General features: G+C 61.1%; 26 protein-coding genes. 18 read left to right on the plus strand and 8 right to left on the minus strand.

Going from position 1 to position 24,493, the window contains the following annotated elements; all coding sequences use genetic code 11:
- Positions 1 to 22: 22 nt before the first annotated feature.
- The 7 genes from M3N55_RS09095 (at position 23) to M3N55_RS09125 (ending at position 7,851) form a co-directional block, all read left to right on the plus strand.
- Positions 23 to 1,507 carry a UDP-N-acetylmuramoyl-L-alanyl-D-glutamate--2,6-diaminopimelate ligase gene (locus tag M3N55_RS09095; protein ID WP_249058215.1) on the plus strand — a complete coding sequence of 495 codons (1,485 nt, stop codon included), beginning with the start codon at positions 23 to 25 and terminating at the stop codon, positions 1,505 to 1,507.
- Positions 1,504 to 2,919, plus strand: coding sequence for a UDP-N-acetylmuramoyl-tripeptide--D-alanyl-D-alanine ligase (locus tag M3N55_RS09100; RefSeq protein ID WP_249058216.1), 1,416 nt, complete (start codon positions 1,504 to 1,506; stop codon positions 2,917 to 2,919). Before M3N55_RS09095 ends, M3N55_RS09100 begins: the two co-directional genes overlap by 4 nt.
- Complete coding sequence (gene mraY, locus M3N55_RS09105; protein ID WP_249058217.1) at positions 2,919 to 4,004, plus strand: phospho-N-acetylmuramoyl-pentapeptide-transferase; 1,086 nt, start codon at positions 2,919 to 2,921, stop codon at positions 4,002 to 4,004. The genes M3N55_RS09100 and mraY overlap by 1 nt, the downstream gene beginning before the upstream one ends.
- Before the next feature lie 132 nt (positions 4,005 to 4,136).
- The gene (gene murD, locus M3N55_RS09110) at positions 4,137 to 5,543 is read left to right on the plus strand and encodes a UDP-N-acetylmuramoyl-L-alanine--D-glutamate ligase (RefSeq protein ID WP_249058218.1); all 1,407 of its coding nucleotides are present in this window, start codon (positions 4,137 to 4,139) and stop codon (positions 5,541 to 5,543) included.
- Positions 5,527 to 6,423: an EamA family transporter RarD gene (rarD, locus tag M3N55_RS09115; RefSeq protein ID WP_249058219.1), complete on the plus strand. Its 897-nt coding sequence runs from the start codon at positions 5,527 to 5,529 to the stop codon at positions 6,421 to 6,423. Before murD ends, rarD begins: the two co-directional genes overlap by 17 nt.
- 40 nt (positions 6,424 to 6,463) lie before the next feature.
- The gene (locus M3N55_RS09120) at positions 6,464 to 6,886 is read left to right on the plus strand and encodes a gamma-glutamylcyclotransferase family protein (RefSeq protein WP_249058220.1); all 423 of its coding nucleotides are present in this window, start codon (positions 6,464 to 6,466) and stop codon (positions 6,884 to 6,886) included.
- A gap of 5 nt (positions 6,887 to 6,891) precedes the next feature.
- The gene (locus tag M3N55_RS09125; RefSeq protein ID WP_249058221.1) at positions 6,892 to 7,851 is read left to right on the plus strand and encodes an amidoligase family protein; all 960 of its coding nucleotides are present in this window, start codon (positions 6,892 to 6,894) and stop codon (positions 7,849 to 7,851) included.
- A gap of 195 nt (positions 7,852 to 8,046) precedes the next feature.
- On the opposite strand, the gene M3N55_RS09130 is transcribed toward M3N55_RS09125, so the two are convergent.
- From M3N55_RS09130 to dnaG, 4 genes are all read right to left on the minus strand, one after another.
- The gene (locus tag M3N55_RS09130; RefSeq protein ID WP_249058222.1) at positions 8,047 to 8,379 is read right to left on the minus strand and encodes a hypothetical protein; all 333 of its coding nucleotides are present in this window, start codon (positions 8,377 to 8,379) and stop codon (positions 8,047 to 8,049) included.
- A gap of 55 nt (positions 8,380 to 8,434) precedes the next feature.
- Positions 8,435 to 8,644 carry a hypothetical protein gene (locus M3N55_RS09135; RefSeq protein WP_249058223.1) on the minus strand — a complete coding sequence of 70 codons (210 nt, stop codon included), beginning with the start codon at positions 8,642 to 8,644 and terminating at the stop codon, positions 8,435 to 8,437.
- 27 nt (positions 8,645 to 8,671) lie between these two features.
- On the minus strand, positions 8,672 to 10,663 hold the full coding sequence (gene rpoD, locus M3N55_RS09140) for an RNA polymerase sigma factor RpoD (protein ID WP_249058224.1): 1,992 nt from the start codon (positions 10,661 to 10,663) through the stop codon (positions 8,672 to 8,674).
- A gap of 159 nt (positions 10,664 to 10,822) precedes the next feature.
- Complete coding sequence (dnaG, locus tag M3N55_RS09145) at positions 10,823 to 12,706, minus strand: DNA primase (RefSeq protein ID WP_249058225.1); 1,884 nt, start codon at positions 12,704 to 12,706, stop codon at positions 10,823 to 10,825.
- A 118-nt stretch (positions 12,707 to 12,824) separates the two neighbouring features.
- On the opposite strand from dnaG, the gene msrB reads away from it, so the two are divergent.
- Together msrB and M3N55_RS09155 are read left to right on the plus strand one after the other, a co-directional pair.
- A complete protein-coding gene (gene msrB / locus M3N55_RS09150; RefSeq protein ID WP_249058226.1) occupies positions 12,825 to 13,346 on the plus strand; it encodes a peptide-methionine (R)-S-oxide reductase MsrB in 522 nt (173 codons plus the stop codon).
- Positions 13,343 to 13,753 carry a tellurite resistance TerB family protein gene (locus tag M3N55_RS09155; RefSeq protein ID WP_249058227.1) on the plus strand — a complete coding sequence of 137 codons (411 nt, stop codon included), beginning with the start codon at positions 13,343 to 13,345 and terminating at the stop codon, positions 13,751 to 13,753. Before msrB ends, M3N55_RS09155 begins: the two co-directional genes overlap by 4 nt.
- Here the strand turns inward: M3N55_RS09155 and M3N55_RS09160 are convergent.
- Positions 13,750 to 14,406, minus strand: coding sequence for an SDR family NAD(P)-dependent oxidoreductase (locus M3N55_RS09160; protein WP_249058228.1), 657 nt, complete (start codon positions 14,404 to 14,406; stop codon positions 13,750 to 13,752). The genes M3N55_RS09155 and M3N55_RS09160 overlap by 4 nt on opposite strands.
- Positions 14,407 to 14,546: 140 nt before the next feature.
- On the opposite strand from M3N55_RS09160, the gene M3N55_RS09165 reads away from it, so the two are divergent.
- From M3N55_RS09165 to M3N55_RS09205, 9 genes are all read left to right on the plus strand, one after another.
- Positions 14,547 to 14,966 carry a L,D-transpeptidase gene (locus M3N55_RS09165; RefSeq protein WP_249058229.1) on the plus strand — a complete coding sequence of 140 codons (420 nt, stop codon included), beginning with the start codon at positions 14,547 to 14,549 and terminating at the stop codon, positions 14,964 to 14,966.
- Positions 14,967 to 15,083: 117 nt separating this feature from the next.
- Positions 15,084 to 15,551 carry a transcriptional regulator NrdR gene (gene nrdR, locus M3N55_RS09170; protein WP_249058230.1) on the plus strand — a complete coding sequence of 156 codons (468 nt, stop codon included), beginning with the start codon at positions 15,084 to 15,086 and terminating at the stop codon, positions 15,549 to 15,551.
- Between the two features lie 30 nt (positions 15,552 to 15,581).
- A complete protein-coding gene (gene ribD / locus M3N55_RS09175; protein ID WP_249058269.1) occupies positions 15,582 to 16,643 on the plus strand; it encodes a bifunctional diaminohydroxyphosphoribosylaminopyrimidine deaminase/5-amino-6-(5-phosphoribosylamino)uracil reductase RibD in 1,062 nt (353 codons plus the stop codon).
- Between the two features lie 77 nt (positions 16,644 to 16,720).
- A complete protein-coding gene (locus M3N55_RS09180; protein WP_249058231.1) occupies positions 16,721 to 17,218 on the plus strand; it encodes a nucleoside deaminase in 498 nt (165 codons plus the stop codon).
- Positions 17,219 to 17,227: 9 nt separating this feature from the next.
- Positions 17,228 to 17,881, plus strand: coding sequence for a hypothetical protein (locus M3N55_RS09185; protein WP_249058232.1), 654 nt, complete (start codon positions 17,228 to 17,230; stop codon positions 17,879 to 17,881).
- Positions 17,882 to 17,914: 33 nt separating this feature from the next.
- Positions 17,915 to 18,205, plus strand: coding sequence for an Asp-tRNA(Asn)/Glu-tRNA(Gln) amidotransferase subunit GatC (gene gatC / locus M3N55_RS09190; RefSeq protein WP_249058233.1), 291 nt, complete (start codon positions 17,915 to 17,917; stop codon positions 18,203 to 18,205).
- Complete coding sequence (gatA, locus tag M3N55_RS09195) at positions 18,202 to 19,683, plus strand: Asp-tRNA(Asn)/Glu-tRNA(Gln) amidotransferase subunit GatA (RefSeq protein WP_249058234.1); 1,482 nt, start codon at positions 18,202 to 18,204, stop codon at positions 19,681 to 19,683. The genes gatC and gatA overlap by 4 nt, the downstream gene beginning before the upstream one ends.
- A 35-nt stretch (positions 19,684 to 19,718) precedes the next feature.
- Positions 19,719 to 20,492: a hypothetical protein gene (locus M3N55_RS09200; protein ID WP_249058235.1), complete on the plus strand. Its 774-nt coding sequence runs from the start codon at positions 19,719 to 19,721 to the stop codon at positions 20,490 to 20,492.
- A gap of 68 nt (positions 20,493 to 20,560) precedes the next feature.
- On the plus strand, positions 20,561 to 21,250 hold the full coding sequence (locus tag M3N55_RS09205; RefSeq protein ID WP_249058236.1) for an N-acetylmuramoyl-L-alanine amidase: 690 nt from the start codon (positions 20,561 to 20,563) through the stop codon (positions 21,248 to 21,250).
- Here the strand turns inward: M3N55_RS09205 and M3N55_RS09210 are convergent.
- The 3 genes from M3N55_RS09210 to M3N55_RS09220 form a co-directional block, all read right to left on the minus strand.
- The gene (locus M3N55_RS09210; protein WP_249058237.1) at positions 21,247 to 21,783 is read right to left on the minus strand and encodes a DUF2244 domain-containing protein; all 537 of its coding nucleotides are present in this window, start codon (positions 21,781 to 21,783) and stop codon (positions 21,247 to 21,249) included. The genes M3N55_RS09205 and M3N55_RS09210 overlap by 4 nt on opposite strands.
- A 16-nt stretch (positions 21,784 to 21,799) precedes the next feature.
- The gene (gene ctaD, locus M3N55_RS09215) at positions 21,800 to 23,506 is read right to left on the minus strand and encodes a cytochrome c oxidase subunit I (protein WP_249058238.1); all 1,707 of its coding nucleotides are present in this window, start codon (positions 23,504 to 23,506) and stop codon (positions 21,800 to 21,802) included.
- A gap of 278 nt (positions 23,507 to 23,784) precedes the next feature.
- Positions 23,785 to 24,426: a hypothetical protein gene (locus M3N55_RS09220; protein WP_249058272.1), complete on the minus strand. Its 642-nt coding sequence runs from the start codon at positions 24,424 to 24,426 to the stop codon at positions 23,785 to 23,787.
- Between the last annotated feature and the right edge of the window lie 67 nt (positions 24,427 to 24,493).

Genomic DNA, 24,493 nt, shown 5'->3' on the forward strand with positions numbered 1-24,493 from the left:
GCCATTTGTAAGGAACCTGCGTGTGTCCGATTTGCCTGCCCGCCCGCTCTCTGCGCTTGGCCTGAACCCTAGCCGGGGGGGCAATGTCCGCGTGACCGGGATTGGGCTGGACAGTCGCGCGCTGCAAAAGGGAATGCTGTTTGCGGCTCTGCCCGGCAGCCGCGTGCATGGCGCGACCTATATCGCGACCGCGCTTGCGCGTGGGGCGCATGCCATCCTGACAGACCGCGCGGGTGCAGAAATTGCAGCCGAGTTTCTTGCAGCCTCGGATGCGGCACTGGTGCTTGCCGAAGACCCTCGGGCGGCCTTGTCGGGTGCTGCGGCCTTGTGGTTTGGGGCGCAGCCTGCGGTCATGGCGGCTGTCACCGGGACCAATGGCAAGACATCCGTGGCCAGCTTTACCCGCCAGATCTGGGCGGCACTGGGACATGATGCGGCCAATCTGGGCACCACCGGGGTTGAAGGTGCTTATAGCGCGCCGCTTGGCCATACAACGCCAGACAGCATAACCCTGCACCGTCTGCTGGCCGATATGGCGCATGAAGGCGTGACGCATTGCGCGATGGAGGCCTCCTCGCACGGCTTGGATCAGCGACGGTTGGATGGCGTAACCCTGCGCGCTGCCGGTTTCACCAATTTCAGCCAAGATCATCTGGATTATCACCAGACGATGGACGCCTATTTCGCTGCCAAGGCCCTGCTGTTCGCGCGCGTACTGCCAGAGGATGGGGTCGCTGTGCTGAACATGGATGACCCTTACGGCGCGGACCTGTTGGCCATTGCCGAGGCGCGCGGTCTGGGCACGCTGACCATCGGGCGTGACCCGGATGCTGATATCCGCTTGCTGGGCCAACGATTTGATGCGGCGGGCCAGGTGCTGCGCTTCGGGTATGATGGCGCGACCTTTCAACAAACCTTGCCGTTGATTGGGGGCTTTCAGGCAGAAAATGTGCTTGTCGCCTATGGGCTGGTTCTGGCCTGTGGGGCCGACCCGGCGGAAGCTGCGGCGCAACTGTCGCGGCTGGACGGCGTGCGTGGACGAATGCAGATCGCGGGACGCCGGGCCAATGGCGCGTCCGTGTTCGTCGATTATGCGCATACGCCCGATGCTTTGGCCGTGGCATTGCAGGCTCTGCGCCCACATGTGATGGGGCGTCTGGTGGTCGTGTTCGGCGCGGGGGGCGACCGTGATCGGGGGAAACGACCGCTGATGGGCGCGGCGGCCGCACAACATGCGGATGTTGTATTTGTGACAGATGACAACCCAAGAACCGAAGCGGCAGATGCAATCCGTGCCGAGATTTTGCAAGCGTGTTCCAATGCAACAGAAGTCGCGGACCGTGCTGAAGCGATCTTGCGCGGGGTGGATGCGTTGGGGCCGGGCGATGCGCTATTGATTGCAGGCAAGGGTCACGAGACCGGGCAAATCGTGGGTGAAACGGTCTACCCGTTCGATGACCTTGAACAGGCATCGCTCGCCATCGCCGCGCTGGAGGAACGCGCATGACGCTTTGGAGCGCCGCTGACGCTGCCGCAGCCACCGGCGGTCAGGCCACCCAAGATTGGCAGGCAACCGGCATCTCCATCGATACACGCAGCCTGCAACCCGGTGATCTGTTCGTGGCGTTGTCGGCGGCGCGGGATGGACACGACTTTGTCGCCGATGCAATGGCCAAAGGTGCGGCTGCCGCGCTCGTATCGCATCGCCCGGAGGGTGTTGCACAGACGGCGCCACTGCTCGTGGTTCCGGATGTGCTGGAGGCCCTGCGCGCGCTGGGGGCCGCCGGCCGGGCGCGCTCGCGCGCGAAGGTCATCGGGATCACCGGGTCCGTGGGTAAGACCTCGACCAAGGACATGGCGCGCGAAATGCTGGTCGAATTCGGCAAGGTTCATGCTGCGGAGGCCAGCTTCAACAACCATTGGGGCGTGCCGATCACGCTGGCGCGCCTACCGCAGGACGCTGATTTCGCTGTGGTCGAAATGGGGATGAGCAATGCTGGCGAAATTGCACCCTTAACCACGCTTGCGCGCCCGAATGTTGCAATAGTGACAGCGATTGCCCCTGCACACCTTGAATCCTTGGGTTCCTTGGAGGCAATTGCGCAGGAAAAGGCAAGTATCTTTGCCGGGCTGGAACCCGGTGGCACTGCCATTTACCCCGCTGAGCTGCCCACCAGCCCGATCCTTGACGCGGCCGCACGCGCACACGCCACGGCATGCCTTCCCTTTGGCAAAGGGGAATGGCCCCTGCATCTGCATGATGTTCGGCAAACCGATACTGCGCTTGTGCTGCGGGCCAAAGTAGGGCGGATGGCACTGGCGGTCCGTTTGGTCAATTCCGGCGCCCATGCCGCAAGCAATGCGCTGGCTTGTCTGGGTGTGGCGCAGGCGCTGGGTCTGGATCTGGCCCGCGCGGCCTTTGCGCTGGGGCGCTGGCAACCACCCGCGGGGCGCGGCCTGCGTCAGACAATCTTGCTGGATCCGGTCGAAGAGGCCAGCTTCACCCTGATCGACGACGCCTTTAATGCGAATCCAGCCTCTATGACCGCGGCGCTGGCGCTGTTGGCCCAGACCAAGCCCGGACCGGGGGGGCGCCGTGTTGCAATTCTTGGCGACATGCTGGAACTTGGCCCAGAGGAAAGCGCTATGCACGCCGCCCTCGCGCAAGAGCCGGCTATGTCCGATATTCGCGTGGTGCATTGCGTCGGCGCGCGGATGGCCGCGCTGCATGCGGCGTTGCCGCTGCGCCAGCGTGGGCGGCGCGTGGCCGCGGCCGATGCGCTTTTTGACCACGTCCACAGCCTCGTTGCCCCCGGTGACGTGGTGCTGGTGAAAGGGTCCAAAGGCAGCCAAGTTTCCCGCATCGTCGATGCATTACGCAGCCTCGACACTGCTTCTATCCAGACAAAGGGCTTGTAATGTTATTCTGGTTGACCGAGTTCGCCGATACCCTGCCGGGGTTTAACCTGTTTCGGTATATCACCTTTCGGGCTGGGGCTGCATTCTTCACAGCCCTTATTTTCGGCTTCTTCTTCGGGCGACCGTTGATTAACCTACTCAAGCGCCGTCAGTCCAACGGTCAGCCAATCCGCGATGATGGGCCAGAGAGCCACCTGCTGACCAAGACCGGCACGCCCACGATGGGTGGCCTGCTGATCTTGTCTGCGCTTACCGTCTCGACGCTTCTCTGGGCGCGGCTTGATAATCCGTATGTCTGGATCGTGTTGCTTGTGACCATCGGCTTTGGTCTGATCGGCTTTGCCGATGACCTTGCCAAGGTGTCAAAGGGCAATGTCAAAGGCGTGCCGGGACGTGTGCGCTTGGCCTTGGGCACCTTGATTGGCGTTCTGGCCAGCGCGGCGGCAATGTATGTCCATCCGACCGAATTGCAGGGGCAGCTTGCGGTTCCGGTGTTTTCCGATGTGCTCATTACCTTGGGATGGTTCTTTATCCCGGTCGGCGCCTTTGTCATTGTCGGGGCGGCCAATTCGGTCAACCTGACCGATGGGCTCGACGGGTTGGCGATCATGCCGGTTATGATCGCGGGCGCGACCTTGGGGGTGATCGCCTATGCCGTGGGCCGGGTCGATTTTACCGCCTATCTGGATGTGCATTACGTTCCCGGCGTGGGCGAACTCTTGATCTTCACCGCGGCTTTGGCGGGGGGTGGCCTGGGGTTTCTGTGGTATAATGCCCCCCCTGCCGCTGTCTTTATGGGGGATACGGGCAGCCTTGCGCTGGGCGGTGCCCTTGGCGCGATTGCCGTCTCCATCAAGCATGAAATCGTGCTGGGCATCGTCGGCGGTATCTTCGTGGTCGAAACGCTCTCGGTTATCATCCAGGTGCTCTACTACAAAAAAACCGGAAAGCGCGTGTTCCTGATGGCCCCGATCCACCACCATTTTGAGAAAAAGGGCTGGGCAGAGCCACAAATCGTGATCCGCTTCTGGATCATCGCCTTGGTGCTGGCGCTCATCGGGCTTGCCACGCTCAAGGTTCGCTAAGCATCACCTTGCACCTTCATCTTGCTGCAAATACTCTGGGGGAGTGTTGACCCGTCAGGGTCGACACGGGGGCAAAGCCCCCTGAAGAAATGGCGTAGGGGCGCAGCCCCTTCCGGTTGAAAGGCTCTGCATATGATCCCGGTCCAAGGCTATGAGGGGCGCGCGGTCGCCGTATTGGGCTTGGGCCGTTCGGGTCTTGCGACATGCCGTGCGCTTGCAGCGGGCGGCGCCGTGCCGCTGGCTTGGGATGACAGCCCCGAGTCGCGGGCACGCGCAGAGGCAGAGGGCATTGCGCTGCACGATCTTGCGCGGGCCGACTGGTCGCAGATCGCAGCACTTGTCACCAGCCCCGGCATTCCGCATCTTTACCCGGCGCCAAACCGTCATCTTGCGGCGGCCCTTGCAGCGGGGGTGCCTGTGGATAATGACATTGGCCTGTTTTTCCGCAGCTTTGCCACCGCGCAGACGATAGAGATGGACCAGCCCCCCAAGGTGGTCGCTGTGACCGGGTCCAATGGAAAATCCACCACCACCGCGCTGATCCACCATATTCTGACCGCCATGGGGCGGCCCAGCCAGATGGCGGGTAATATCGGCACCGGGGTTTTGTCCATCGACCCGCCGCAAGAGGGAGAGGTGATCGTGCTGGAACTGTCCAGCTACCAGACCGAACTTGCCCGTGCCCTGACGCCCGATATCGCCGTCTTTACCAATCTCTCGCCCGATCATCTGGATCGGCATGGCGGTATGGGGGGCTATTTCGCAGCCAAGCGGCGTTTGTTCGCCGAGGGCGGGCCCGACCGTGCCATCATTGGCGTGGATGAGATTGAGGGGCTGTTCATGGCGGGGCAGCTTGCCGAAGCCGCAGAGGATGGGCGCGTCATCCGCATCTCGTCTGGTCAAAAGCTGGCTGGGCCGGGCTGGAACATCTTTGCGCGCAAAGGGTTTTTGGCCGAATACCGGGCCGGGCGGCAGGTCGCCTCTATCGATCTGCGCGCCATGCCGGGACTGCCGGGGGCGCATAACCACCAGAATGCCTGCGCGGCTTATGCGGTCGCCCGCAGTCTTGGCGCTGCCCCGCGTCTGGTAGAGGATGCGATGGCCAGTTTCACGGGCCTGCCGCATCGCAGCCAGTTGGTCGCTGAAGCGGGCGGTGTGCGTTACATCAACGATTCCAAGGCCACGAATGCCGATAGCGCCGGTAAAGCCTTGCAGGCGTTCGACCATATTCGTTGGCTCGCCGGTGGGCTTGGCAAGGATGGCGGCATCGCATCGCTTGCGCCGTATCTGGACCGGGTCGCCAAGGCCTATCTGTTCGGCCATTCGGCCCGCGACTTTGCCTTGCAACTGGGCGAGCACCCGCATGAGATTTTCGACACGCTGGAACAGGCGACCGCCAGCGCCATAGCCGAAGCCCGGTCCGGCGATACTGTGCTGTTGGCCCCGGCCGCGGCCAGTTTCGACCAGTTCCCGGATTTTGAGGCGCGCGGCGAGGCCTTTATCGCGGCCGTTCAGGCAGGGCATGCCACGCATGAATGAAGACACCCCGCGCGGCTTTGCCTTCGCGATTGCCGCGTTTGCCATCTGGGGTATGCTGCCCTTCTATTTCCGCGCGCTAGAGCATGTTCCCACGCCCGAAGTGGTGGCACATCGTGTGATCTGGGCGTTGCCTGTCGCCTTGGGCTGGTTGTTCTGGCTGGGCCGCACGGCAGATTTGCGGCTGGCAATCCGCACCCCGCTTATGTTGGGCATGGCCGTGGTCACGGCGACCCTGATTTCGATCAACTGGGGGTCTTATGTCTGGCTCATCCAATCGGGTCAGGCGATGCAAGCGGCGCTGGGTTACTATATTAACCCCATCTTCAGTATCTTTCTGGGGGCGACTTTCCTGGGCGAACGGCTAAGTGCGCGGCAATGGGGGGCGGTCGGGTTGGCCTTCGCCGCCGTCGTCGTTCTGACACTTGAGGCCGGAAGCCTTCCCACCGGTGCGCTGATGATCGTGTTTTCATGGGGCGGATATGCTTATTTCAAACGCGCGCTGCCCATTGGCCCCAATCAGGGCTTCGCGCTAGAGGCGATGATCCTGCTTCCGATCGCGCTGGCGTTCATGGGGTGGCAGGCTTCGCAGGGCACATTGTTTGCCGCGCAGGCCACTGCGGTGGATTGGCTGCTGCTTCTGGGTTGCGGCTTTATCACCGCAGTGCCGCTTATCCTCTATGCCAATGCAGCCAAGGGCTTGCGGCTGTCCACGATTGCGATTTCGGGCTACGCCATTCCGACCATGATCTTCCTGATCTCGACCCTCGCATTCCGCGAACCCTTCGACGGGGCGCGGCTAATTGCCTTCCCCATGATCTGGGGCGCGATGGCGCTCTATATCTGGGAAGTGCTGCGCAAGCGGCGCGCGGCGCGGGCTTGACGGCAGCGCCTGCTCTGTCACGCTGCCGAGGATGACCAAGATGACGCTGATAGCCCTGATCGTAATGGCCGCGGCATGGTATTCGATTACCCGTGCGCCATTTTACCTGCCGCCGAAAGATGCGGCCACGCCCGCGCCGCCTGACGGCCCGGCGCATGTGTTCGGCTTTGCCACGCTGACCAATCCTTTGGTGCGGCTGGTGGTCATTGGTCGCTGGGTGCCAAGCCATCCGGCGCAATTGCGCGGTTGGCAGCGCGGGGCAGGGCGCGACATTGTCGAAGGACCGGATACGCTTTTGAACGGCGTCGTGTTCCGTATTACCCCGGCAGAGATGCGCCGCCTTGACCGTTACGAGCGGACCGGGCGCAAATACCGCCGCGACCTGATGGTGCTGGAGGGCGGGCAAAGCGCATGGGTCTACCGCCTGATCGGCGCGCGCGGCTTGGACGCGGTCGAGGATTGAGTGACATGGATGAATTGCATAATGCTTTGCCCCGTGACCGCTTCCTGCCCTTGCCGGACCATAATGGGCGGTCAAGTGCAGACCGTCTGACTGGCATAGAGGTTGAATTCGCGGGGCTGACCCCGGAACAGGCCGCAGAGATTGTCCGGGCCAAATGGGGTGGCACCGTCAGCCGCGAAGGGCCGCGCGATCTGGTTGTCAGCGGCGGGCGCTTTGGCAAGGTCAAGGTGGAACTGGACATCACCCTCAAGAACGCTTGGGTCGAGGATGTCGCCGCCGACATCCTGGGCGATCTTGTGCCGGTCGAAATTGTGACCGCGCCGCTCGCGTATCAGGATCTGCCGCAGATCGAGGCGCTTCTGGTGACGCTGGCAAAAGCTGGCGCAAAGGGCTCGGGCGCGCATTTTACATATGGGTTCGGGGTGCATCTGAACCCCGAACGCCCTGATGACAGCGCGACCATAGCCATTGCCCGCGCCTATGCGCTGCTGGAGGACTGGTTGCGCGCGGCAGAACCTTTGGACGCCGCGCGCTGGGTCATGCCATTTGTAGACCCTTGGCCGCGCGCGTTGGTCGATGCGCTTGCCCGTGCAGAGACCTGGTCATTGGCGGATCTGGGCCGGACCTATGCAGAGCGGGCTCCGTCTCGGGGTTATGGTCTGGACCTGTTGCCGCTGTTGGAAGATGCGTGCCCCGACACCCTGACGGCTGTGCCGCCCGACCAGTTGAAAGGCGGCCGGCCGACCTTCCACTATCGCTTGCCAGAGACGCGGCTGGATGAGGCAGACTGGTCGCTGGCCTATGAGTGGAACCGCTGGTGGGTGGTGGAAACGGTCGCCGCCGATGCCGATCTGCTGGCCGCCTTGGCGCAGGATTGGCAGGACTACCGCGCCGCGCTGACGACGATGCGGGGGGATTGGTTGGAACGGGTGACCAACCGACTTGACCTTGCGGCAACTCCATGACGCGCTTAGACTAAACGCAACCCAAGTTTAATTCGTCAATCAGTGTGTGACCTGAGCCCTCAGACTGGAAGACCCGGCGGGATCAATAATTTAAAAGCATTAGCATAAAATGAAGGGTTACATCGACAGCTACAAAACTCACAACATTCGCAGAAGTTGCTCGTAAAGCCTCAACGTCAAACTTTTACAATCCCGCTAATATTTTTCAGAGGGCATATCCTCAATCAATGCTCTGTTATACCAGTCTATTATTCTTATTCTCAACTCTCCGGCAAGCTGACCCGGAACATGCTGCAATTCCACGAATAGACTGAGCAGAGCAGCGCCGCTGGCACCATAAGGCGCTGTGCTGTAGCCCAGCTTTGCGGTTTGCATTAGTTCCTTCCTCACCTTACCAGCAAAATTCTCTGACCATTCGTCTATAGGCCCATGTTCATCTTCAAAGTCGTTTTTGGCAAAATCGAAAGCTGACAAGCACTCGTATCGTTCGTAGATACCCCAACGAGTGTATCGATTTAAAATGTCCATAATCTCTTTTTGAAGAGCGGATGCGCGGGCCTCTCGCCAGCGTGACGCGATCCCTTTAAACAACACCGTCGTCCCCGAACAAAGGTTTAGTCCGCTGCTCGTGCACAGCCTTTTTCATTTTATCAGCGACCCTGTCGAGGTCGGCCTTAAGAGCCGCTATGTTGGCTTCAATTTCTCCGTCAGACAGACAAGCTGGATGTAGCGGTTCACGTATAGCGACTACACGGGCACCGCTGATATCTATTTCAAAATCAAATGACCTCATGTTTTTCCCCTGCGCCATCAACGATATTTACTGATCCAAGAAACTCCGCAGCTTGCGCGACCGGGACGGGTGCTTCAGCTTGCGCAGCGCCTTGGCCTCGATCTGGCGGATGCGTTCGCGGGTCACGCTGAACTGTTGGCCCACTTCTTCCAGCGTGTGGTCAGTGTTCATGCCAATGCCGAAACGCATCCGCAAAACACGTTCTTCGCGCGGGGTCAGCGAGGACAGAACCCGCGTGGTGGTTTCGCGCAGGTTATCCTGAATGGCGCTATCCAGCGGCAGAAGCGCGTTCTTGTCTTCGATGAAGTCGCCAAGCTGGCTGTCTTCCTCGTCGCCAATCGGCGTTTCCAAGCTGATCGGTTCCTTGGCGATTTTCATCACCTTGCGGACCTTATCCAGCGGCATTTGCAGCTTCTCAGCCAATTCTTCCGAGGTCGGCTCACGCCCGATTTCGTGCAGCATCTGGCGACCCGTGCGCACCAGCTTGTTGATCGTTTCGATCATATGCACCGGAATACGGATGGTGCGGGCCTGATCCGCGATGGACCGCGTAATGGCCTGCCTGATCCACCAGGTCGCATAGGTGCTGAACTTGTAGCCGCGGCGGTATTCGAACTTGTCCACGGCCTTCATCAGGCCGATATTGCCTTCCTGAATAAGATCAAGGAATTGCAGGCCACGGTTGGTGTATTTCTTGGCAATCGAGATGACCAGCCGCAGGTTGGCTTCGACCATTTCCTTCTTGGCCTGACGGGCTTCTTTTTCGCCCTTCTGAACCTGCGCGACAATGCGGCGATATTCGTTGATGTCCACGCCAACATATTGGCCAACCTGCGCCATATCGGCGCGCAGCTCCTCGACCTTTTCGCGCGAGCGTTCCATCAGCGCCTGCCAGCCACGGCCGGGCTTTTCTTCCATCCGGTCACACCATGTCGGGTCCAGTTCGGACCCGCGATAGGCGTCAATGAATTCGCGCCGGTTGATGCGCGCCTGATCGGCAAGCTTCACCATGGCGCTGTCGATGGACATGATCCGCTTGTTGATGCCGTAAAGCTGATCGACCAGCGCTTCGATGCGGTTGTTGTGAAGGTGAAGCGAGTTCACCATTTCCACCAATTCGCTGCGCAAGGACTGGTAGCCCGCTTCCTGATCGGCGCTGAACTTGCCGGCTTCATGCAGCGTTGCCTCTATGCGGGCATCCTGCATCTCTGCCAGACGTTCGTAGCTGCCAGCAATCTGGTCCAGCGTTTCCAGAACGCGGGGCTTGAGCGCGGCCTCCATCGCAGAGAGCGACAGGTTGGCATTCTCGTCCTCGTCCTCGTCGTCATCACCGCGGGAGATGGGGTTGCCATCTGCGTCCAGTTCGGGTTCTGAGCTGGAATCGCGTTTCTGGCTTGTCGGGCCGTCGGACAACCCTTCGGTGACGGGCACGCCCTCCTCGTCTTCCAGGCTATTGCCGAAAGTGGTTTCCAGATCGATCACGTCACGCAGCAGAACGTCTTCGTTCAGCAATTCGTCCCGCCAGATGGTGATTGCCTGAAAGGTCAGCGGGCTTTCGCACAGGCCCGCAATCATGGTGTTGCGTCCGGCCTCGATCCGCTTGGCGATGGCGATTTCGCCTTCGCGCGACAACAGTTCAACCGACCCCATTTCGCGCAGATACATGCGCACGGGGTCATCGGTGCGGTCCAGCGTTTCGGAGCTGGAGGACGAGGAGACGGTGACGTCGCGTGCGCCCGACACTTCGACCAGTTCGCCGCCCTTGGCGTCGGGTTCGTCACCCTCGTCGTCATCCTCGACAACGTTCACGCCCATTTCAGACAGCATCGACATCACGTCTTCGATCTGCTCGGACGAGACCTGTTCGGGCGGCAACGATTTGTTAAGCTGTTCGTAGGTGATGTACCCACGATCTTTCGCCTGCGCGATCATCTTCTTGATCGACGCTTGGCTGACGGTCTGGTTTTCGTCGGCTTCCATCTCGTCGTTGCGCGTGTCGTCGGTGTCTTTGGCGGCCATGGACGCTCCCAGAAAAAATGCGCGTATACCCTAACTGATTCGGGCGAATCAGCGGGCAGGCGGAATGCGGCTTGTTACGATGTAGGCGCAGATTGCCGGATTTTCCAGTTGTCAGATGCAGAATTGATGAGCCAACCTCTCGGTTTCGTTACGAATCGGTCATTTTTTCGGTTTGATCCAGATTTGTGATTCGATGAGTCGCTGCAATTCGCCCGACAAAGCGGCCCGGTCTTCGCCCAGATCGGTCGAATCGTTCAGCCGAGAGCGCTCTGATTCGTTGCGCGCGGCACTGGCGCGGGCCAAGCGATAGGTCACGCTTTCATCGGCCAGATCTTCCATATCTTCGACCACTTCGCGCAATTCGGCATCCAGCCCCCCGCGCGCGAAATGCTTGGCAAATTCGTCGCGCAGGCACAGTCTCGCAAAATCTGCATTCGCGCTGCGCACGGGCGGCGCGATTGCGATATGCGGCAATTCCAGAAGCGCGGCGGCGTCTTCAGCTTGGGGCGTGTCACCTGCCAGAAGCGCGGTGCACAGGCGGGCAAGGGCCGGGTCCGGAAAGGTCAGCCGGTCAAGATCATCCTCGAACTCTGGCACCAGCGCAGAATGACGCAGCAGGGTTGCAAGGATCAGTTCCTCGCGCATGGCCTCTGCTATCGCGTCATTTGGGGCGCTGGCCAGCCGCGTGCTGCGCGTGGCGGATAGCGGTTTGACGACGGGTATGGCGCGGCCCCCCCGTGTGGACCATGCTTGCCGAGCAGGGCGCAGGAATTCGGCACGCAAGCGTTTGATCTCATCGGTGTAATGCCCGCGCAGCCCCGGTTCGGCGATCTTGGCCAAGGCCGCGCGCAGCCGCCGGTCCAGCGCCGCGCGCCGCTCAGGGCTGTCAAAAACTTGGCCTTCGGTCTCGCGCTGCCACAAAAGCTGCACCAAGGGCACCGCGCCCTCTGTCAGCTTGGTCATGGCGGCGGCACCACCCTGGCGCAAAATGTCGTCCGGGTCCATCTTTTCGGGCAGCAGGCAGAAGCGCAGCGATTGATCCGGCCCCAGCAGCGGCAAAGCAAGGTCGATCAGCCGGAACCCCGCGCGCAGTCCCGCCGCGTCGCCATCGAGCGCGATGATCGGTTCGGGCGACACGCGCCACATAAGCCGCAGCTGGTCTTCCGTTATCGCGGTGCCAAGGGGGGCTACAGCGCCCTCGAACCCGGCCTCGCTCAGCGCGATCACGTCCATATAGCCCTCTGCTACAATAAGCGGTTTGCCCTTGCCGCAAGCACTGCGTGCAGGGCCAAGATTATACAGCGCACGGCCCTTGTCGAACAAAGGCGTTTCTGGCGAGTTCAGATACTTGGCGCGCGCATTTGCACTAAGCGCGCGCCCGCCAAAACCGATGCAGCGCCCGCGCGCGTCGCGAATGGGAAAGATAATGCGCCCGCGCATCCGGTCATAGGGCGCGCCGCCATCATCGGGCTTTGCGCATAGCCCGGCTTCTATGATCTTGTCGCCCGCAATGCCCGCACCGGTCAACGCATCCCACAGGGCTTGGCGCGCATCGGGGGCATAGCCAATCTCGAACCGGTCAAGCGCGGATTGCGCCAGCGCACGACCTTTCAGGTAATCGCGCGCGCCTGCCGCCGCCCCGGTGTTGAGCTGCATTCGAAAGAATCGCACGGCGGCTTCCGTGACCTCTGCCAGTTCTGACAACCGGTCGGCCTTTTCCGCCGCGCGCGGGTCGCGTTCGGGCATGGGCAAACCGGCCTCACGGGCCAATGTTTCCACCGCCTCCATGAAGGACATGTTCTCGGTCTCGCGCAGGAAGGTCAGCGAATCGCCCTTCGCATGGCAGCCAAAGCAGTAATAAAACCCTTTGCGATCATCGACATGGAATGACGCAGACTTTTCCTGATGAAACGGGCAGGGCGCCCAGAAATCGCCCTTGGCCTGATTCGACTTGCGCATGTCCCATGTGACCTTGCGCCCGACCACGGACGAGATCGAGACACGGTTGCGCAGTTCATCCAGAAAACCGGGGGGCAGACTCATGGGTGCAATAATGGCAGATCACGCGGGCTTGTTGAAGCTGTGACGTAATCTTATCCTATATGTGAAACCAATTGCTTGGTGCCTGCGTAAAGTAGGTAGGTGAACACAGGAGGGTTTCATGGATAGACGCAGATTTCTGGCCGCCACGGGGCTGGCATTTTACGGTGCGCGCGCTGTCGCGTCGGAGGGGAATTTCCCCTTCACGCTAACAGAGGTCGAATGGCGCGCCCGTCTGACGCCTGCGCAATTTGCTGTGCTGCGCCAAGAGGCGACCGAACGCGCTTTCAGCAATGCACTGATGGGCGAGCGTTCCCCGCTGCTGAAAGAGGATCGCGCAGGCACCTATAACTGTGCAGGCTGCGGGCAGGCGTTGTATCGTTCGGAAACCAAGTTCGACAGTCGCACGGGGTGGCCCAGCTTCTGGCAGGCAATGGATGGGGCGACAGGCACCCGCGCGGATCGCAGCTTCTTCATGGTTCGGACAGAGGTGCATTGCGCCAATTGTGGCGGGCATCAGGGGCACATCTTCGATGACGGCCCGGCCCCGACCGGAAAGCGCCACTGTATCAATGGTTTGGCTATGACATTCACGCCCGATGCGACCGGCGAGGTCGAGGGCGGACCGGTGCCGTCGGCATGATTGGGAAGCTGTTTCGCAAGCCCGAAGCCGTCAAGCCCGACGGGCGCGTCGCCGTAGCGGCGCTGCTCGTTCGGGTGGCGCGCACGGATGGGGAGTATGCGGCAGCCGAGATTGCCGTGATACGCGACATTCTTATGCGGCGTTATGGCGATCCGGGTTTGCTGGCGCAGGGTGAAGCACTGGAGCAAAGCGCGGGTGATACCGTCCATCTGACCAAGGCGATCAAGGACGAAATCGCGCATGAGGACCGCATGGTTTATTTGCAAGACCTGTGGCGCGTGGTTCTGGCCGACGAGGCTCGCGACTTCGAGGAAGATGGTTTCATGCGGCTGGCCAGCAACTTGCTGGGCATGGCAGACCGCGATTCGGCGCGCGCGCGACAAGCCGTGCAGGCAGAAGCGGGTTAGCCGATCAGGTCGGCCAACCGCGCGGCTTCTGTGGCGCAGGGCGTCAGCGCGTCACGGTTTTCACCCGGATGAAACCGCGCGCGTAAGGCCGTGGGCATGGGCGCGCAGGTTTCCACCATCACACGCGGCCCGGTCTTGACGCTTTCATCAGCCCAAGCGCGTGCAAGCGCCATTTGCGCCAGTTTGGTCGCGCCGTAAGCACTGTGAAACCGGGTTTCTGCCGCGGGATCATTCAGGAACAAGACCGTGCCCTTGTCTGGGCTGGCGGCCAGAAGGGGTGCGATCATCGGGATCAGAACGCCGGGCGCGCGCGCATTAACCTTCAGCGCCTTGTCCCATTCCTTGATCGCGATGTGGCTGGCGGGCGACAGCGGCGGCGCTTGGATGGCGCTATGCACCCACAGCCCGACGCTACCCCAGCGGTCGTGAATATCGCGGCACAGATGGCGCATCGCGTCATCGATGGTCACATCCATAGCTGCGAGCGTCGCAGAGCCACCGCGCGCCTTGATCCGGTCGTCCAGTTCTTCCAGCGCGCCCAAAGTGCGGGCAACAGCCACAACGTGCCAGCCGCGCGCGGCCAACTCTTCCGCGAGCGCCGCGCCAATCCCGCGTGAGGCGCCCGTCACAAGTGCGATCTTCGTGTTTTCCATGCGCGGCAGATGCCACTCAAAACGCGCTATTTCAAGCGAAAACGCACGCAAATGGCTTGACTCGTGGCCTTTGGATCGGGCCAGATTGTCGCATTACTGCTGCCCAAACCAAGCATCGTTTTTCCGGGGGGATATAGACCATGCGTCCACTTCTTGCGGCTCTGGCCGCGTTGCTGTTGTTTGCAACCTCTGCCATGGCCGATCGCGTTGTGGCGCGTGTCAGCATTTCCGAGCAGAAAATGTATGTCTATCATCATGGCACGCTGGTGCATGAATGGCCGGTTTCGACCGCGAGGGCGGGCAAGATTACGCCGACTGGCGACTGGCGGCCGCAATGGCTGTCCAAGAACCACCGGTCCAGCCGATATAACAACGCCCCCATGCCCTATGCGATTTTCTACTCCGGGCATTACGCCATTCACGGCACTGACCAGATCAGCCGCTTGGGCCGCCCGGCCTCTGCGGGCTGCGTGCGGTTGGACCCGGCCAATGCCAGCGTGTTGTTCGACATGGTGCGCCAAGAGGGGATGGAGCAGACCCGCGTGATCGTCCGGCGCTGAGTCTCCCATGCCACAGCCGCGCCCGCATGATCTGGTGTCCATGATTAAGCGCTACCCAAAGGCTTGGCGTTAGGTATAGTCCTTGGGGAAATGTGAACAAAACCCCCGAGGCTGCTTATGCGCTGTCCCTTTTGCGGCAATACCGACACGCAGGTAAAAGATTCCCGTCCCGCAGAGGACCATGGCGCGATCCGTCGGCGCCGGTTCTGTCCCGCCTGCGGGGGGCGCTTTACCACCTATGAGCGTGTGCAGTTGCGCGATCTGGTCGTGGTGAAATCGAACGGTCGCCGCGAAGCCTTCGACCGCGAAAAGCTGGAACGGTCGGTTCGGATAGCCTTGCAAAAGCGCAATATCGAACACGAGCGCGTGGACCAGATGATTAGTGGCATTGTCCGGCGGCTGGAAAGCCTTGGCGACAGTGACATTCCGTCCAAGCTTATCGGCGAGATCGTGATGGAAACACTCGCACGGATCGACACGGTCGCTTATGTGCGGTTTGCCTCGGTTTACAAGAACTTCCAGGAAGCCGATGATTTCGACAAGTTCGTATCGGAATTGCGCCCGGAACCGAAAGACACGGAGTAACCTGTGCCAAGTGCCGCTGATCGCCGCTTCATGCGGTTGGCCATCGCCCTTGGGCGGCGAGGCTTGGGCCAGGTCTGGCCCAATCCTGCCGTGGGCTGCGTGCTGGTGCGTGACGGCCGTATCTTGGCACGCGGCTGGACCGGGCCGGGCGGACGCCCCCATGCCGAAGCCGCGGCCTTGGCGCGCTGCGACGATGCGCGCGGGGCCACCGCCTATGTCAGTCTTGAACCCTGCGCACATCATGGCCGCACCCCGCCTTGCAGCGACGCACTGGTGCGCGCCGGTGTGGCGCGCGTTGTGACCGCGTTGACGGACCCTGACCCACGCGTCTCTGGACGTGGCCATGCGCGGTTGCGCGCGGCTGGCATCGAGGTTGTGGAGGGCGTAGAGGCAGAATTGGCCCATGCGGCGAATGCCGGGTTCCTGCTGCGCCTGACCGCAGGACGCCCTTTCCTGACATTGAAACTGGCGCTGACGCTGGATGGACGCATCGCAACCGCCAGCGGCGAAAGCCGGTGGATCACCGGGCCAGAATCGCGCCGCGCAGTGCATGCGCTGCGCGCACGCCATGACGCGGTTTTGGTGGGTGCCGGAACCGCACGCGCGGACGACCCTGACCTGACCGTGCGGGATCTGGGCGTGACGCATCAGCCCGTGCGCGTGGTGGCCAGCCGAAACCTTGAACTGGACCCGGAGAGCCGGTTGGGGCGCAGCGCGGGTGAAGTGCCGGTCTGGCTGTTGCACGCGCCGGGGCTGACACCGTCGGAGGGTTGGGCCGCCACCGGGGCGCGATTGATTGATTGTCCAACGGGGCAAGACGCGCTCGACCCGCGCGCGATGATGGCCACGCTTGCGCGTGAGGGCCTGACGCGGGTTCTGTGCGAAGGAGGCGGTGCGCTGGCCGCCAGCCTGATCGGCGCAGGTCTGGTCGATGAACTTGTGATTTTCGCGGCGGGCAAAATGATCGGCGCCGAGGGCCGCGCGGGTCTTGGTCCGCTTGGACTGACCTCTCTGTCTGACGCGCCGGGATTCGAGCTTACCCATGTGCAGCAGATCGGCCCGGACCTTTGCCAGACCTGGCGGCGGCGCTGACGCGCCAAGGCTTTACTTGAAGCGGGCTTTGCCCCCGTCGCGCTTGTGCGCGACTCCCCCAGGATATTTGGGCAAGGATGAATTGGCTTGAGTTTTCGCAGGGTCGGCGGCATGTGAAAGGCATGGTCGGGTTTCGCAGTTTCATGCCACTGGCGCTGGAGGAAGCGCGCAAGGCCGCCGCACGGGGCGAGGTGCCGGTGGGTGCGGTGATTGTTGACGCTTCGGGGGCTGTGTTGGCCGCTGACGGAAACCGGACGCGCGCGGGCAGCGATCCGACGGCCCATGCCGAGATGCTGGTCATTCGTGCGGCCTGTGCCGCGCTGGGGCAAGAACGGCTAGCGGAGTGTGACCTGTATGTAACGCTTGAGCCTTGCGCGATGTGTGCGCAGGCAATTGCCCATGCAAGGGTCCGACGACTGTATTTTGGGGCAGGCGATCCGAAATCGGGCGGTGTTATCCATGGCGCTCGGGTCTTTGCACATAGGCAATGCCACCATGTGCCAGAGGTTTATGACGGGTTGCAGGCGGAGGCCGCCAGTTCCTTGCTGAGATCGTTTTTTGAACAGTTACGCTGAGGCAAAATCATGTTTGAACAGATCATAGCCTATTGTGAACGCACGGATTTTTCTTACTGGTCCGAGCCTGTCAATGCCTTCACGAATGCTGCATTTGTGCTAGCGGCACTTTATGTTTGGCCAAAGACAAGGGGGCTGCCCCTTGGTCGAGTTCTGACGATCCTGCTTGCAACGATCGGCGTCGGTTCGTTCTTGTGGCACACACATGCGACCGGCTGGGCAGGGCTTGCGGATATGTTGCCGATCCTGTTGTTCATATTGCTCTATGTCTTCGCGGCAACGCGGGATTTTCTTGGGGCCTCTGCGGTGATCGCCGGGGGCGTGACGGTGGCATTTTTTCCCTACGCTTTTGGCTTTCGGGCGCTGTTTGGCGGAGTGCTGCCGGGGGCGAATGCGCTTTACGCGAGCGTGGTGGTGCTGATCCTGATTTATGGTCTGTGGCTGCGGCGCAGCGCAACGGGACGGGGATTGTTGATCGGGGCTGCGGTCCTGAGTGTCTCTCTGGGGTTCCGGATGGCGGATGGCGCGGTTTGCCCGAGCTTCCCGATTGGCAGTCATTTCATGTGGCATATTCTGAACGGGATCATGCTGGGCTGGATGATCCTTGTCTATTGCCGCCACATGCGCGCAGCCCCGCTTGCACCCCGCGCGCCATCTGGATAAACCCTCGCAAAACCCCTGTGCTGCGGAGGGCGCATGTCTGAAATCGACCACGAGACCGCGCGCAAGGTCGCGAAACTGTCGCGTATTGCGGTGCCTGAGAGTGATCTGCCTGGTCTGGCCAATGATCTGAGCCGAATCCTGACCTTCATGGAAGAGTTGAACGAAGTCGATGTGGAGGGGGTTGCGCCGATGACCTCTGTCACGCCGATGCGTCTGACGCGCCGGAAGGATGGTGTGACCGATGGGGATTATCAGGACAAGATCCTGTCGAATGCGCCCGACGCGCGCGAAGGCTTTTTTGCCGTGCCGAAGGTGGTGGAATGAGCGATCTGAACAAACTGACACTGGCCGATGCGCGCGACCTGCTGCGCAAGGGTGAGACGAGTTCGGTCGCCCTGACCGAGGCCTGCCTGAGCGCGATCGAGGGTGCCGGGGCGCTGAACGCGTTCGTGCACAAGACCCCGGATCTGGCGCTGGAGCGTGCGCGCGCCGCCGATGCGCGCTTGGCACAAGGTGATGCGCCTGCGATGTGTGGCCTGCCCATCGGGATCAAGGATTTGTTCTGCACCGAGGGGGTTGCCAGCCAGGCCGCCAGCCGGATTTTGCAAGGGTTCCGCCCCGAATACGAATCCTCTGTCAGCGCGAAACTGCGTGATGCGGGTGCCGTCATGCTGGGCAAGCTGAACATGGATGAATTTGCCATGGGGTCCAGCAACGAAACCAGCGTTTACGGCAATGCTGTGAACCCTTGGAAGGTGGACACGCGTGATCTGACGCCGGGCGGGTCGTCTGGCGGGTCTGCGGCGGCTGTGGCGGCTGACCTGTGTCTGGCCGCGACCGGCACCGATACGGGTGGGTCGATCCGCCAGCCTGCGGCCTTTACCGGCACCGTGGGCATTAAGCCGACCTATGGGCGCTGCTCGCGTTGGGGGATCGTGGCCTTTGCCTCGTCGCTCGATCAGGCTGGCCCCATGACCAAAACCGTGCGCGACGCCGCGATCATGCTGGAGGCGATGTGCGGGCATGACCCGAAGGATTCGACCAGCGCCGATCTGCCTGTGCCGGATTTCGAGGCGATGCTGACTGGCGATATTCGCGGTAAGACCATCGGCATTCCGCGCGAATACCGCATTGATGGTATGCCCGAGGAAATCGCCGCCCTCTGGGACCGTGGCGCCGATATGCTGCGCGATGCGGGCGCGAAGATTGTCGAGATCAGCCTGCCGCATACGAAATATGCGCTGCCGGCCTATTACGTTATTGCACCGGCAGAGGCGTCTTCGAACCTTGCACGCTATGACGGGGTGCGCTACGGGCACCGCGCCAGCCTGGCGGCGGGTGATGGCATTACCGAAATGTATGAGAAAACGCGTGCCGAGGGTTTCGGCCCAGAGGTGCAGCGCCGCGTGATGATTGGCACTTATGTGCTGTCGGCAGGGTTCTATGACGCGTATTACAACCGCGCACGCAAGGTTCGCACGCTGATAAAGCGTGATTTCGAGACTGTTTTCGCCGATGGGGTTGACGCGATCCTGACACCTGCCACGCCATCGGCTGCTTTTGGTCTGGGCGAGATGGCCAATGCGGACCCGGTGCAGATGTATCTGAACGATGTTTTCACCGTCACTGTGAACCTTGCCGGATTGCCGGGTATCTCGGTTCCGGCGGGGTTGGATAGCGCCGGGCTGCCGCTGGGCCTGCAACTGATTGGTCGCCCTTGGGAAGAAGGCGATTTGCTGAACACCGCGCATGTGCTGGAGGATGCGGCCGGCTTTGTGGCCAAACCCGCCAAATGGTGGTAAGCTTTCGAAAAAGATCGAGCATCGAGAGTTTTTGAATGCGTTTGCCCATTGTTCTATCGGCCCTTTTTCTGGTGTCGGCTTGCACGTTCAGTGCGCCTTATTCCAACGTGATCGACACCGCAGGCGGCGGAGTAGGATTCAGCGACTACGCGCAATACATGCGCGCGCAGGAAGAATTGTCGCGCATTCGCCGGGCAGAGGCTGCAAGTGCACGCGCCCAGCCGCAAGGCGCTGTTGGGGGCGCACCTGTCAGGTTCCAGCCGCAAGGGTTTGGCGCAGCGCAGACGCAGATGCCGGAACAACCGCCCTTGGGGCAGTCGGTGATTGCGCAACCCGCGCAAGGCCAGTCCTCGCAACAGACACCGGCGCAGAATTTCGCAATGGGGCAGGGGGTTTCCGCAGCACCGGGCACGGCTGAGCAAGGGGTGAGCACCCAAAGCTATGAGGCGCAACCATTCGGCACTCCGACGCAAAATCAGGTGGTTCGGCGGGAATATGTGCCTCAGGTGCGCGTCACTGCGGCTGAAGCCCCTGCGGCCAGCGGCCCGAACCTGTTCGTGTATGCGCTGTCGACCCGGCATGCTATTGGCGAAGAGCGGTATCCACGTCGTCACCCGTTGCGCTGGCGCCGGTGGGAAGCCGCTTGCGCGCAATATCCGCACCAAGATCTGGCGCAGGAAGCGTTTCTTGCGGCGGGTGGACCGGAGAAAGACCCGGAACATATGGACCCGGATGGGGACGGCTACGCCTGCTGGTGGGATCCAGCGCCGTTTCGGCAGGCTGCAACCACTGTGAAGGCGCGCGAATAAAGCATGTCGGGCAAGGCTGGGGCCCGGTTTGGTGTTAAAAGACATGCGCCCATACTGTCAGAGCGTAAATGCCAATGAACGCGGCACGCCCGGACGTGATCTGGCATCCATCGCCAAATTATGGGCCGCGCCGCGATGGGCTGCGCCCGCAAATGGTCGTGTTGCATTATACCGCGATGGGATGTGCCAAAGCCGTGCTAGAGCGGCTTTGTGACTCATGCACCGAAGTCTCGGCGCATTATCTGATCGACCGGGACGGCACTTGTTTTCAAATGGTCGCGGAAGAAATGCGCGCTTGGCATGCAGGGGCCGGGGCTTGGGCCGGGCTGTCGGATATAAACTCGCGTTCCATCGGGATCGAACTGGTCAATACCGGCGAAGAGCCCTTTCCCTTGCCACAGATGCGCGCGCTTGAGCGGCTATTGGCAGAGCTGATGGCGCGATGGGATATTGGGCCGGTGGATGTGATTGGCCATTCAGATATGGCCCCCGAGCGCAAGCAAGACCCCGGCCCGCATTTCGACTGGCGCGGTTTGGCGCGGTCGGGGCTGGCGCTCTGGCCGGAAGGGCTGGCAGACTTGGTTGATTTTGACGAAAGCTTAACCCGTATCGGGTATCCGCCCGCACCGGAAATGGATCGTCTTGCAGCGCTTCGGGCGCGGTTTCGCCCGCATGGGTGCGGCGCTGTAACAACGCAAGAGGCAGGGCTGGCCGCCCATGTAGCAGAGACATTTGCGCGTTTGCGCGGCCGCCTTTAGCGCAGGTGACGCAACGCACGCGACAGTTCGTCATGTAGTGAGGCGCGTTCTTCCGGGCTTAGAAACGCACCCAGTTCGACCGCGCGACCGCCACCACTCAATGTCAGGTAATTTTCTACCGGACCGCCCTTTTCCATCATCGACAGGCGCACCCAATATGGATTGGCCTGCCAATGCTGTTCGGGTTTGCGTGGGTTGGTGCGGGTGATCTCTATCACCTCGCGGGTCAGGCGCAATTCCTCGCGCAGGGCGCTACGTTCGCGCCCATTGCGTTGCAGGGCATACCACAGCCCCCATAGCGCCAGACCGGCAAACGGGATTAACCCCCATAGAACCGGCGTTCCCAACACGCCGATCAAAGGCAGCGCCAGTAGCCCGGCGCTTAGCCCGATGATGGCGACGAAGCCTTCGGCTCCCATAGACAGGTGCGGCGACAACACCAACAGGTATTCCGCCCCGTCCGCCTGCGCTACGGCAAAGGCCCCGGGCGGGGTGCCCGAGGCCTTCGGTCTTATCGTCCAGATTGCGGGCAATCCAAAGCTCTCCGCGTTAGAGGTTCTCTGCGGCGTCCGGGATCAGCCCGTCACGCTTGCCCTTACGCTGCTGGTCCCAGTCTTCGGGTTTCGGCAGCTGCTCGAACGTGTGCTCGGGCGGTGGCGAGGGCAGGGTCCATTCCAGCGTGTCCGCATGCTCGTTCCAGTAGTTGTTCTGGGTGATGCGGGCACCATGGCGCAGCGTGTAATACATCACGCCGATGAAGAAGAGGAATGACCCGAAGCTGATGAACGCACCAATCGAGCTGACATAGTTCCACAGCGCAAAGGCTTCCGGGTAGTCGATATACCGGCGTGGCATGCCCTGACGACCCAGGAAGTGCTGCGGGAAGAAGGTCAGGTTTGCGCCGATGAACATTGTCCAGAAATGCAGCTTGCCAGCCCATTCCGGGTATTGCCGCCCCGACATTTTCCCAATCCAGAAGTAGATGCCCGCAAACAGCGCGAAGACAGCGCCCAGTGACATTACGTAATGGAAATGCGCCACGACGTAGTAGGTGTCGTGATAGACGCGGTCGATAGGTGCTTGGCTTAGCACCACGCCGGTCACGCCGCCCACGGTGAACAAGAACAGGAACCCGAACGCCCAAAGCATCGGGGTTTCGAAGCTGACAGAGCCTTTCCACATGGTCGCGATCCAGGAGAAGATCTTGATCCCCGTAGGCACCGCAATCGTCATGGTCGCCAGCATGAAGTAGGTCTGCTGCGACAGCGACATGCCCACGGTATACATGTGGTGCGCCCAGACGATGAAGCCCAGAACACCAATTGCGATCATGGCCCAGACCATCGGCATATAGCCAAAGACCGGCTTGCGCGAGAAGGTCGCAATGACATGGCTGATAATGCCAAAGCCCGGCAGGATGATGATATACACTTCCGGATGGCCAAAGAACCACAGGATGTGCTGATACAGCACCGGATCGCCACCGCCCGACGGGTCGAAGAAGGTGGTGCCGAAGTTACGGTCGGTCAGCAGCATGGTGATGGCACCGGCCAGAACCGGCAGGGCCAGCAGGATCATCCACGCGGTGATGAAGATCGACCACGCGAATAGCGGCACTTTGAACAGGGTCATCCCCGGCGCGCGCATGTTCAGGAACGTGGTGATGATGTTGATCGCGCCCAAGATGGACGAGGCACCCGACACGTGGACCGCGAAGATCGCGAGATCCATCGAGTAGCCTGCTTCATTGGTCGACAGCGGCGGATATAGAACCCAGCCCACGCCAGAGCCAAGCTGGCCATTGCCGCCGGGCGACAGGACCGAGGCCACGGCCAAGGCGGAACCAGCAACGAACAGCCAGTAAGACAGGTTGTTCAGACGCGGGAATGCCATGTCCGGCGCGCCGATCTGCAAGGGCATGAAGTAGTTGCCAAACCCACCGAACAGCGCCGGAATCAGCACGAAGAACATCATCAGGATGCCATGCGCCGTAATCAGCACGTTCCAGATATGCCCGTTCGGGGTGCAATCGCTTTGTGCGGTAAAGCTTGCGCCTTCCATGCACATGTATTGCACGCCCGGTTCCATCAGCTCCATGCGCATGTAGACCGTAAAGGCTACCGCGATGAACCCGACAATGCCGGACGTGAACAGGTAAAGGATACCGATATCCTTGTGATTGGTAGACATGAACCACCGGGTGAAGAACCCGCGAGGGTCCTCGTGCCCATGGTCATGGGTGGCTGCGTCGGCCATTGGCTACTCCAGTTCCCGTTTCCTGCCGCGCTTGGTGGCGGCTGATTGCAGGTGCACTCGGCCAGTGCCGCGCGCCCGATTCCGTTGCGTGCACGCCAAAACGGCATGGCACGGCATACTCTGCTTTTAGAATGTCTGTTTTCATGTGGCAACGCGCGATGTGCCGCATATTCAATTTTTTTGATCTACATCAAGGTGCAGCCGTTACAAATGCATAAGCGCGCCGGTTTGGGCGCGCTTGGTGGTGTTGTGGGGGCTGTCGGGGCGTAGGCTTGAAGTCAGTAAACTTGGATACCGTGGATATAAGCGCCAACATTGTTTGCAGGCCCGGTGCCTTGCAGAACCAGTTCGTTGCTGCCGTTGCCAGAGCCTTCGACAAAATCAAACGAATAGCTTTCCAAGGACGCGCCAGGATCAACACTTCCGACCAATTCGCCGCCGAAGTAGACGTCAACGCCGTTGTTGCCATGTATATCGGCCGCGTTGAAGGTGACACTATGCGTGCCGCTCGGTGTCATGTTGTCCAGCACACGTGCGATGCCCAGGTTTCCGGGGGACGCATCCATATCCAGCATGTTACCGCCGTCCGGGCTGGTGACGCCGCCATAGCCAGATCTTATGATTTCGAAGTTTTGTTGCATACCATCGGCCGTCCAGCCGGCATAAGACCCGACGGCGCGCCACCCCCAACCGGTTGTTGCCAGCCCGTCAATGTCATCAAAGCTTAACGTGGCCAAGGCTGCCCCCGCGACATGTGCATTGGTCAGCGCGGCCTGAATGGACGCTCCCAAAGACCCGGTTCCGCTGCTCACCGCCGCGGCGGAAGCAATCCCAAGGCCGACCACGGCCGCAGTCATAACGGTCCAGTCCACTGTGACGGCGCCACATTCTGATTTTGAAAATTCCAATAATCTGTTCATTGGCTGGTTTCCTAGCGATCGGATTATGTATCTTGCACGCAGAAGATGATGAATATTGGTCAAGAAT

It is taken from the genome of Roseinatronobacter domitianus (genome assembly GCF_023336755.1).
In the GTDB taxonomy this organism is placed as follows: domain Bacteria; phylum Pseudomonadota; class Alphaproteobacteria; order Rhodobacterales; family Rhodobacteraceae; genus Roseinatronobacter; species Roseinatronobacter domitianus.

Bases quoted from the DNA above. Each gene is read 5' to 3' on its own strand.
- M3N55_RS09100 (WP_249058216.1), top strand. From the start codon at position 1,504: ATGACGCTTTGGAGCGCCGCTGACGCTGCCGCAGCCACCGGCGGTCAG.
- mraY (WP_249058217.1), top strand. From the start codon at position 2,919: ATGTTATTCTGGTTGACCGAGTTCGCCGATACCCTGCCGGGGTTTAAC.
- murD (WP_249058218.1), top strand. From the start codon at position 4,137: ATGATCCCGGTCCAAGGCTATGAGGGGCGCGCGGTCGCCGTATTGGGC.
- rarD (WP_249058219.1), top strand. From the start codon at position 5,527: ATGCCACGCATGAATGAAGACACCCCGCGCGGCTTTGCCTTCGCGATT.
- M3N55_RS09120 (WP_249058220.1), top strand. From the start codon at position 6,464: ATGACGCTGATAGCCCTGATCGTAATGGCCGCGGCATGGTATTCGATT.
- M3N55_RS09125 (WP_249058221.1), top strand. From the start codon at position 6,892: ATGGATGAATTGCATAATGCTTTGCCCCGTGACCGCTTCCTGCCCTTG.
- M3N55_RS09130 (WP_249058222.1), bottom strand. From the start codon at position 8,379: ATGGACATTTTAAATCGATACACTCGTTGGGGTATCTACGAACGATAC.
- M3N55_RS09135 (WP_249058223.1), bottom strand. From the start codon at position 8,644: ATGAGGTCATTTGATTTTGAAATAGATATCAGCGGTGCCCGTGTAGTC.
- rpoD (WP_249058224.1), bottom strand. From the start codon at position 10,663: ATGGCCGCCAAAGACACCGACGACACGCGCAACGACGAGATGGAAGCC.
- dnaG (WP_249058225.1), bottom strand. From the start codon at position 12,706: ATGAGTCTGCCCCCCGGTTTTCTGGATGAACTGCGCAACCGTGTCTCG.
- msrB (WP_249058226.1), top strand. From the start codon at position 12,825: ATGGATAGACGCAGATTTCTGGCCGCCACGGGGCTGGCATTTTACGGT.
- M3N55_RS09155 (WP_249058227.1), top strand. From the start codon at position 13,343: ATGATTGGGAAGCTGTTTCGCAAGCCCGAAGCCGTCAAGCCCGACGGG.
- M3N55_RS09160 (WP_249058228.1), bottom strand. From the start codon at position 14,406: ATGGAAAACACGAAGATCGCACTTGTGACGGGCGCCTCACGCGGGATT.
- M3N55_RS09165 (WP_249058229.1), top strand. From the start codon at position 14,547: ATGCGTCCACTTCTTGCGGCTCTGGCCGCGTTGCTGTTGTTTGCAACC.
- nrdR (WP_249058230.1), top strand. From the start codon at position 15,084: ATGCGCTGTCCCTTTTGCGGCAATACCGACACGCAGGTAAAAGATTCC.
- ribD (WP_249058269.1), top strand. From the start codon at position 15,582: ATGCGGTTGGCCATCGCCCTTGGGCGGCGAGGCTTGGGCCAGGTCTGG.
- M3N55_RS09180 (WP_249058231.1), top strand. From the start codon at position 16,721: ATGAATTGGCTTGAGTTTTCGCAGGGTCGGCGGCATGTGAAAGGCATG.
- M3N55_RS09185 (WP_249058232.1), top strand. From the start codon at position 17,228: ATGTTTGAACAGATCATAGCCTATTGTGAACGCACGGATTTTTCTTAC.
- gatC (WP_249058233.1), top strand. From the start codon at position 17,915: ATGTCTGAAATCGACCACGAGACCGCGCGCAAGGTCGCGAAACTGTCG.
- gatA (WP_249058234.1), top strand. From the start codon at position 18,202: ATGAGCGATCTGAACAAACTGACACTGGCCGATGCGCGCGACCTGCTG.
- M3N55_RS09200 (WP_249058235.1), top strand. From the start codon at position 19,719: ATGCGTTTGCCCATTGTTCTATCGGCCCTTTTTCTGGTGTCGGCTTGC.
- M3N55_RS09205 (WP_249058236.1), top strand. From the start codon at position 20,561: ATGCCAATGAACGCGGCACGCCCGGACGTGATCTGGCATCCATCGCCA.
- ctaD (WP_249058238.1), bottom strand. From the start codon at position 23,506: ATGGCCGACGCAGCCACCCATGACCATGGGCACGAGGACCCTCGCGGG.
- M3N55_RS09220 (WP_249058272.1), bottom strand. From the start codon at position 24,426: ATGAACAGATTATTGGAATTTTCAAAATCAGAATGTGGCGCCGTCACA.